We start from the raw sequence: 8456 nt of genomic DNA on the forward strand, positions 1-8456 counted from the left end.
CCTGAGCACGCCCGGCACCCAGGCCAAGGGGTTAGAGCTGGCGCGCTCGTACTAGGATGATAAAGGAAGAATAGGCAACCCACCTGAGGAGAGGATCCCAGCAATGTCAGCAGCACGAGGCGCGCATTCTGCCCGATCAGGCCTGTGGCCCACTTACGCAACCAGCCCGTGGCTGTCTAGAGCGCTGTTGCTGCTCTGTGTTTGCCTCAGCTTGGTGGTTTGTGCCTGTTCCGCGGGCTCTAACCTGCGGGCCTACAGGGATCCCAGCGGAGCCTTTGCTTTTGCTTACCCCAACGGCATGGTGGCGGTCAATCTTGGGCCGGGGAAAGGGCCGGTGGTACTCCTGCGCGACCTGGTGTACGAGACCGAGAACGTCAGCCTGATGATCGCCCCATTTGACAAAGGGGAGACGATTGCCGATCTGGGCAGCCCGGCTGAGGTGGGGCAGTTGGTGGCGGAGAAGATCATAGCCCCTGAGGGATCCGGTCGCTCGGCCAAGCTGTTGGCTGCCGAAGCCTTTGAGCGGCAGGAGCACCCCTATTACCTGCTGGAATACCAAACCGATATGGGATCCCAGCTTCGCCACGAGGTGGTGACGGTGACCGTTCGGCACCATCGCCTCTATACGCTGACGGCCTCTACCCAGGAATCCCGCTGGCCTCAGGTGCAAGCTGCCTTTAGGAACGTGGGCCGATCTCTGAATGTTTCCTAAAGCTTTTCCTGAGAGGATTTTCTCAAGGGATTGAACCGGGTTGACGGACTTGGGTAGGTTAAGGTTGAGCCCTTTAGGGCTGAGTTATGGTCATTTTAGGTTGGGGGCGAGACGCCTGGGCTACTGAGAAAAGCCTTGTGGTTCTGGGGATTATTGCTCCGCAACGCTGACGCGAAGACGCGACCAACGTTTTGGGTGTGGGTGCAGTGTCCTAGCTTGAATCGAAATGACCCTACCTACGGGTTCCAGCCGGGCCATCTGGTGCTAGAACGGTAGTGTTTTGAACCTGCGGAGATGGGATCCCACCCTCTTGGGCCTGCTCTATGACCGTATACGTGGTTCAGATCAGCGACCTGCATCTGTTTGCCAAGCCCCATCACCGGCTGCTGGGGGTGGACACGGAAGCCTCTTTCCTGCAGGTGCAAAAGGCCATTGCCGCTTTGGATCCCTTGCCGGATCTGCTGCTGCTTACCGGAGATCTCTCTCAAGATGGCAGTGCGGCATCTTACGCCCGTTTGAGAGCCCATTTGCAGGCTCTCCCCATCGATACTTACTGGTTGGCGGGCAACCACGATCGCCTGCACACCATGAACCAAGAGCTTCATGCCGAGCGGCTATTTGGGGACAAGAGCTTCAGCCGGGAAAATTGGAGCTTTATTTTGTTGAACTCCCTCGTGCCCGGCAAAGATAGCGGCTACCTGACGGAGCGCACGCTGCTGTGGCTGAGACAGGAATTGCAGCGGAGCAAAGCTGCCCAACACCATGTTTTGTTGGCCCTGCACCATCCCCCTTTTTCGGTGGATTCTGCCTGGCTGGATCAAAGCGCCCTGCAGCAGCCGGAGCGGTTGTTTGGGGTTCTGGACGAGTTCGACCACATCCGCCTTGTTGTATTCGGCCATATTCACCAAGACCTGCACCGCCGGCGGGAGGGGGTTGATTACCTGGCTTGTCCCTCAACCTGTGTGCAATTTCGTCCCAAGAGCCCCCAGTTTGGCCTGGAGGTAATTCCCCCTGCCCTGAGGCAGATATGGTTGGAGCGAGATGGCAGCTTCAAAACTCAGGTTCAACGGGTGGGGGCTGCTCTGCAACGGCCCAACCTGGCCCTGAAGGGATATTAGCTCTCCCCCTCTTGAACCTCTGTGGGGGGTAGCCCGATGGCCTGCCCCAAACAGACGCTGGCCCCCAGCAAGGCCAACCACCCCGGCAGCAGCGACAGGAAGGCCACTGCAGCCACCAGGGTATTGTTTCCCCCTTGCAAAAGGCTGTAGAGCAGCATTGGCAGCGTGAGAACCCGCCCACCGCCGACAAAGAAGGTGAGCAAAAATTCGTTCCAAGAGATCAAAAAGGCAAATACCGCCCCAATGGCTGCCCCAGGGGCAATGAGGGGCAACGTCACCTGCCACCACACTTGCCAGGGATCCGCCCCCAAACAGCGGGCCTGCGCCTCGTAGCCGCGGTCGAAACGGGCGAACACACTGCCCATCACCAGAGCCATGTAGGGAATGGTGGGGATCAGATGCACCAAAACCACCGCCAGCAGGGTACTGTCCAGCCGCAGGCGAATCAGCACCCCTTGGATGCCCATCAATACGGCCAAAGGAGAGGTGATGATGGGCAATAGCAGCAGCAGGCGCAGCCAGGCAGGCACGGGACGGGTGCCCAAAACTCGCCCTGCCGGGATCCCCACCCCCAAGGCCAGCAGGGTGGTAAACAGGGCAATTTGCAAGCTCTGGCCGAAGGCTGCCCGGAACTGGGATCCCCAGCTCAGCAGTTGCTGCCAACCGGCTATGCTCCATGCCCGGGGCAGGGCATCGGGAAAATACCAGGCCCGCGTGAAGGCCCAAAGGGCCAGCACCCCAAAGGGCAAAGCCCAAAGGAGGGCCACTCCGGCCACCCCAAGGCGGAGCAGGGATCCCCCAATCCATCTGCGTCCTTTCACGGCTTTCTCCAAGGACCCCGTCCCGCTGAGCCAAACGGCAGCTGCAGAAAGGATACTCTGGCTGCAAACAGCCCTCCGATTAGGCTGACCACCGCTGCCGAGACAGCCAGCAGGATGATCCCCAGCGCCACCGCCTGCTGCCGCTGCTCCAGGTTGATGTGGGTGAAGCGCTGGTAGATCAGAACGGGCAAGGTGCGCGGGTAGGTGGGCCCTAAGAGCAAGGGAACCTCAAAGGCGCTGAAGACAAAGCCGAAGATGAGAATCCCGGTGGCCAGCAGCCCCGGCCTCAGCAAGGGCAGCGTTACATACCAAAACGTCTGGGCGGCAGAAGCCCCCAGCAGCCGAGCCTGTTGCTCCAGCTCGGATCCCATCCCGCGCAGCAGCGTCAGCGCCACCAGAGCGGCAAACGGGATCTCCTTCCAAAGCCAATAGAGCAACACCCCCACATAGCCGCGGTCGTTCACCCACAAGGGAAAATCCTGATCCGAGGCAATCCAGCCCAGTTGGAAGGCCAGCCGCGCCAGCCAACCGCTGGGCCCCAGCAGCAGCAGCATCCCCGCCACCCCCACCAAATGAGGAATCGGCAGCGTCAACTGGCCAAGCCAGATGGCCCACCCCCCCACCCCCCGCAACAGCAGCGCCAGCCCCAGCCCCAAAAGCAGCGCCAACCCCGTTGCCAACAGAGCGATTCTGAGGCTGAGCAACAGGGATCCCCCGACTTCCGCATCCCGCAGCAGCTCCCCATACCCCTGCAGGGTAAACCCCCTCTCGCCCAGGCCGTAGAGGCCCACACTCTGGGCCAGAGCCAGCAGCAGCCCCCCGCCGTAGAGCAGGCCCACCAACCCCAACGCCGGCAAAAGCGGCCCATACTGCCGGATCCCCTTAAGCCCCACCGGCCCAGATCCCCGTCCATTTAAGCTATTCATTGAGCCAGTCCCAAGAGCTGCCTCACGAGAGAATTCAAGATGGGAGCGGATCCCTCGACGATCAAGCGATCAAGACTGCCTAGTGCTCCACACCGCCAACGCGACCAACCATTGCGATCTTTACATCCCATGGAGAGAACCCTAGACCAGATTAACCAACGCATTGCCAAAGGCCAGGTGCGGGTGTGGACGGCCCTGGAAGCCAAAGCCAAGCTGGCCACCTTGGGGATCCAGGAAGCCTTTGAGCAGGTGGATGTGATCACCACCGGCACCTTTGAGCCAATGGAGTCTTCAGGAGCCATTGTGAACCTGGGCCATACGGATCCGCCCATCAAGATTCGCCAAGCTTGGCTGAACGGGGTACCGGCCTATGCCGGATTTGGCGCGGTGGATCTTTACCTGGGGGCAGCCCAACCCAGCGAGCAAGCGGATCAAGCCTATGGGGGCGGCCATGTCATTGCCGACCTGGTGGCGGGCAAGCGCGTCCATTTGCGGGCCATCGGCCAAGTGACCGATTGTTACCCCCGCGCCGACTACGAGACCACCCTGACTCGGGATCAGCTCAACCAGTTTTACCTGTTCAACCCCCGCAATGCCTACCAAAACTTCATCGTCGGGGTGAACGGCGGGGATCGGCCTTTGTACACCTACTTGGGTCTGTTGGAACCGCATCTGGGCAATGCCGTCTATTCCAACCCGGGAGAGCTGTCCCCCTTGTTGAACGATCCCCTGTTGCGCCGGGTGGGGATCGGCAGCCGCATCTTTTTGGGAGGCGGCATCGGCTACGTCGCCTGGGAGGGCACCCAACACTTTCCGCTGCAAAAGCGATTGCCCAACCAAACTCCCATCGGCCCGGCGGCCACCCTGGCCCTGATTGGAGATGCCAAGCAAATGCAGGCGGAATGGGTGAGGGGCTGCTACTTCCGCAACTACGGTCCCAGCTTGATGTTGGGGGTCGGGATCCCCATTCCCATCCTCGCTCCTGCGGATTTGGAGGCCATTGCCATTCGGGATGAGGAGTTGGTTGCCCCCGTGATTGACTTTTCCATTCCCCGCCGGGTGCGGCCCACCTTTGGCTTGGTGAGCTATGCCCAACTCAAATCTGGCCAGATCACCCTCAATGGCCGCAAGGTTCGCACTGCCCCTCTGGCCAGCTTGCGCCGCTCCATACAAATTGCCGAAATCCTCAAGCAGTGGATAGAAAGCGGCCAATTTACCCTCACCCAACCCGTCGCTCCCCTGCCCCTGGATCGGGAGTTTCTCTCCCAAAATCCCCTCGGCTAGACGGATCCTGAATTCCCACCTGCCAAACAGCCTCTCCAGAGAAAGAGACCAGCCCAATCCCCATTCAAGGCTGAGAAACATCAGCGACAAATCCGCCCGGCAATTGCGGGAAGAGCTGGAGGAACTGGAGAAAAGTCAGCAGAAATGGCGCAGTCGCCTGGGAACCTTGGGCAACCCAACCCCCAGCAGATCTGCAGAATTACTGCCGGCTGGGATCCCTTCCAAACCTGCGGCGGGGTTGTTTTCTAGACAGTTGCCGCTACCATTACGCTTTAAGTGTTGCCACCGGAAACTCCCCGGCGGGAAAAAGAGAGGGGGCCGTGTCCAAAGTGGGAGATAAGGTCATGTTCCAGCGTATTGCTCTCGGCTCTGCTGCATTGGGATTGCTTATGACCATACCCGTCCTTCCCGGCCACGGGTTTGGAGAGCCCCGGGTCGTTCCCGATACCCCGTTCTACTTCGACAACCACCGCTTCGATCGCTACCCCGATGCAGTTGTGGTGCGGGTGGTCAACGGCGACACCCTAGTGGTGCAAATCGAAGGGGAACAGAAGATGCGCCTAATCCGGTTGGCCGGGATCGAGGGTCTCAGCCCGGAAGAAAACCCCTATTACCAGCAAGCCATTGAACTGATGCGGGAGCGCATCCTCTACCGCACCGTCAAGCTGGAAGGGGATAAGTTGCTGCGCAACGTAGATGCTACGGGCTTGGTGGAGGCCTATGTCTGGTTAGAAGGCCATCAGATGAACGCCATGTTGGTGCGCAATGGCCTGGCCCGCATCATCCCCTACAGCCACAACATCAAGTACGACAGCTACTACGGTGGCCTACAAGAAAAAGCCCAGCAGGAGCGCCTTGGCATTTGGAGCCGTCTCTGAGTTGGCTTTATACTGAACTTCAGTTCTTTAATCTTCAAGGGAGCAGAGAGGAAAGAGCTTCTCCCTTCTCTCCCGTTACTTCCTCTAGGTTATGCCTAGCCTGCCTTGACGGTTGAACCCACTCCAGCCCCCAGGGATCCCAATCGCTGGGTGAGGCGGCTGCCTCTGGTGACCGGCCTTTTGGGCAGCGTCCTTTTGGTTATTAATCGACTGGCCTTTACGCCGGAATTGCTTACCAGCCAGTCCCGTTCAGATGCCTTGGGGATCCTCCTCAGCGCCGTTTTGATCCTGACCGGCCTGCTGTGGCAGCAGATCCAGCCTCTTCCACCCCAAACGGCCCCCCTGCAGGGGATCCCCGGCTGTGATTGGCATCCCGATCTTTCCGAAAGCGAGAAACTGGAGCTGGCTTGGGCCTCCCATACCCTGCTCAGCACCACCGCCGCCCGCACCGTGGTGATCTGGGTGGGTGGGCGAACCCTCCTGCAACGGGGGATCCTAGCCACCCCCGGCCAGATGCCCTCCATTCAGCCCAAGAGCGTTTTACAGCGGGTCTTGCAGACGGGGCGGCCCGTGTATTTGGTGGATCTCAAGCTGTTCCCGGCCCGCGCCGAGTTCGATGGCCTGTTGCCCCCCGGATCCCAGGCCGTGCTGTGCCAGCCCATCGGCCAGCGAGGGTGCTTGATTTTGGGGAGCGATACCCCACGCAGCTTCAGCCGGCAGGAGCAAACCTGGATTGCCGCCATTGCCGACAAACTAGCAGCCACCCTACTCCCCTCTCCCCCTGGGAGAGGAGCTGGGGGGTGAGGGCTAGGCGGCGCTCTCCAAGCTCACCTGGAACACTTCGCTGAAGGCTTTTTCCACCTTGTAGCCCGAGTCGATGGTCTCCAGAGGATCCTTGCGCAGGCGGTGGCGCAAACACAGGCTGATCACCCGACGGATATCGGCGACGGTGACCTCGCTCCGCCCTTCCAAAGCCGCCAGGGCCTTGGCAGCCCGGTTGGTGACAATGTCTCCGCGCAGCCCATCCACCTCCAAAGCCGCACATACTCCGGAGATCTTCAAGCGCAAATCGGGATCCACTGCCACGTTGGGCAAAAGATGTTGGGCTTTTTCGATGCGCTCCCGCAGGCGCTGCTGGGAATCGGCATACTTGGCCAAAAAAGCCTGGGGATCGGCGTCGAACTGGCTGCGCTCCTCCACGATCCGCACCCGCAGGGCGGCATCTCGCACCGTTTCGATCTGGACGAACATGCCAAAGCGATCCAGCAGTTGAGGCCGCAATTCCCCCTCTTCCGGGTTGCCGGATCCCACCAGCACAAACCGAGCCGGATGACGAATGGAAATGCCCTCCCGTTCCACGGTGTTCCAGCCTGAGGCCGCCGCGTCCAGCAACACATCCACCAAGTGGTCATCCAGCAAATTGACTTCATCCACGTAAAGGATGCCTCGATTGGCCTTGGCTAGTAGCCCTGGCTCAAAAGCCTTCACCCCCTGAGCCAAGGCCCGCTCAATGTCGAGAGTGCCACACACTCGGTCTTCTGTTGCCCCCAAGGGCAGATCCACCATCGGCACCTGGATCCAAGTGCTTTCCAGCGTTTCCCCTGCTTGGAGCCGTTCCCACACTTGATCGCTCATCAAGTCCCGCTGCCGCGGGTGGCTGTTGAAGGGATCCCCTTTCACCACCTCGATCTGGGGCAGCAGGTCGGCCAAAGCGCGGATGGTGGTGGATTTGCCCGTGCCGCGATCCCCCATGATCAGCACCCCGCCAATGCGCGGGTCGATCACGTTGAGGAGCAAGGCCAATTTCATCTCCTCTTGGCCGACGATGGCCGTAAACGGGAAAACCGGGCGACGTTCCAAATGCATAGGGGCAATAACCGACAATTCATCCCCATTATCCCAGAGGCCACTCCCTTCTGGGTGTCAGATAGGCTGGAAAGGGACTGGAACTGGAACCTAAAGACCAGTTTTCGGTCAAATGGAAAAGCAAGCTCAGTTGTCAGCGTGGACGACGCCCTGGGCTTTCACAGAGAGGAGCAGATAGGATCGAAGCCCGCGGGGTTCATCAGAGTGTTGAACCGGCGTGGGGCCGAAAGCTCACAAAAACCCTAGGCAACCTGAGCAACAGTTGGCGGGTGGGGAGACATCAGCGGTGTCAGGCAAAGCAAGTCGGAGACGGTGGACGGCATTTCCAATCCAAAGCGTGGTCCAAAAAGGGCTGGTGGGTTTGATCTGGGTTTGCACTTGGATCCCTGTGCTCACTGTCTCTCTGGCCGTGGCTCAAACCCCCACCACCTCTGTGGTGTTGAGCGATGAGCAGGTAACAATGTACGCCCGTATCGTCTTGGAGATGGAGCCCCACCGGCAAGAGGCCCAAAAGCGCTCCCAAGCCACAAACGACCCAGCCAGCAAAGATCAAATCCGGCGAGAATTCATCCGCACCGCGACCGAGATCATCACTCGCCACGGTATGACTGTGCCTGACTACAACCGCATTACACTCTTGATCCGCTCCGAAGAGGGCAAAGCTTTGCAACAGCGCATTGAGGCCGAAATTCTCCGCCTGCAAAGCGAGGATCCCCAACCGCCAGTCCGATAAAAGTAAACTACCCGACACCCGCGCTATGCGCAGGGTGCGGGCTTTATCCCAATCCCTAGCGGCCCCAGAGGACAGCTAAGTTTCGGAATTTCAGGCGAGTTTACAGTCGCCCCAAGGA

Annotated in this window: 9 protein-coding genes; 6 read left to right on the plus strand and 3 right to left on the minus strand. The window is 59.8% G+C overall.

From position 1 onward, the window contains the following. Nucleotides 1–187 precede the first annotated feature (187 nt). Entirely contained in the window at nt 188–712 is a 525-nt protein-coding gene (gene psbP / locus NW838_RS05765) for a photosystem II reaction center PsbP (RefSeq protein ID WP_414355432.1), read from the plus strand. A gap of 323 nt (nt 713–1035) precedes the next feature. Next, entirely contained in the window at nt 1036–1830 is a 795-nt protein-coding gene (gene cpdA, locus NW838_RS05770; protein WP_011431802.1) for a 3',5'-cyclic-AMP phosphodiesterase, read from the plus strand. Here the strand turns inward: cpdA and NW838_RS05775 are convergent. Both NW838_RS05775 and NW838_RS05780 read right to left on the minus strand, forming a co-directional pair. Further along, complete coding sequence (locus NW838_RS05775) at nt 1827–2651, minus strand: ABC transporter permease (protein ID WP_414330751.1); 825 nt, start codon at nt 2649–2651, stop codon at nt 1827–1829. The two genes, cpdA and NW838_RS05775, sit on opposite strands and share 4 nt — an antisense overlap. Beyond that, nucleotides 2648–3577 carry an ABC transporter permease gene (locus NW838_RS05780; protein ID WP_414427675.1) on the minus strand — a complete coding sequence of 310 codons (930 nt, stop codon included), beginning with the start codon at nt 3575–3577 and terminating at the stop codon, nt 2648–2650. The genes NW838_RS05775 and NW838_RS05780 overlap by 4 nt, the downstream gene beginning before the upstream one ends. Before the next feature lie 129 nt (nt 3578–3706). On the opposite strand from NW838_RS05780, the gene NW838_RS05785 reads away from it, so the two are divergent. The 3 genes from NW838_RS05785 (at nt 3707) to NW838_RS05795 (ending at nt 6543) form a co-directional block, all read left to right on the plus strand. Beyond that, a complete protein-coding gene (locus NW838_RS05785) occupies nt 3707–4861 on the plus strand; it encodes a homocysteine biosynthesis protein (protein ID WP_414355436.1) in 1155 nt (384 codons plus the stop codon). 389 nt (nt 4862–5250) lie between these two features. Then, nucleotides 5251–5739 carry a thermonuclease family protein gene (locus NW838_RS05790; RefSeq protein WP_414355438.1) on the plus strand — a complete coding sequence of 163 codons (489 nt, stop codon included), beginning with the start codon at nt 5251–5253 and terminating at the stop codon, nt 5737–5739. A 105-nt stretch (nt 5740–5844) separates the two neighbouring features. After that, nucleotides 5845–6543, plus strand: a complete 699-nt coding sequence (locus NW838_RS05795; protein WP_414355440.1) for a cofactor assembly of complex C subunit B — start codon at nt 5845–5847, stop codon at nt 6541–6543. 3 nt (nt 6544–6546) lie between these two features. Here the strand turns inward: NW838_RS05795 and bchI are convergent, their stop codons facing one another. Beyond that, nucleotides 6547–7605 (minus strand): magnesium chelatase ATPase subunit I, encoded by a 1059-nt coding sequence (gene bchI / locus NW838_RS05800; protein WP_011431779.1) that lies wholly within the window; start codon nt 7603–7605, stop codon nt 6547–6549. Nucleotides 7606–7993: 388 nt separating this feature from the next. On the opposite strand from bchI, the gene NW838_RS05805 reads away from it, so the two are divergent. Next, complete coding sequence (locus NW838_RS05805) at nt 7994–8338, plus strand: DUF4168 domain-containing protein (protein WP_414331953.1); 345 nt, start codon at nt 7994–7996, stop codon at nt 8336–8338. Nucleotides 8339–8456 lie beyond the last annotated feature (118 nt).

Source organism: Synechococcus sp. R55.2 (assembly GCF_047462075.1).
Taxonomy (GTDB): domain Bacteria; phylum Cyanobacteriota; class Cyanobacteriia; order Thermostichales; family Thermostichaceae; genus Thermostichus.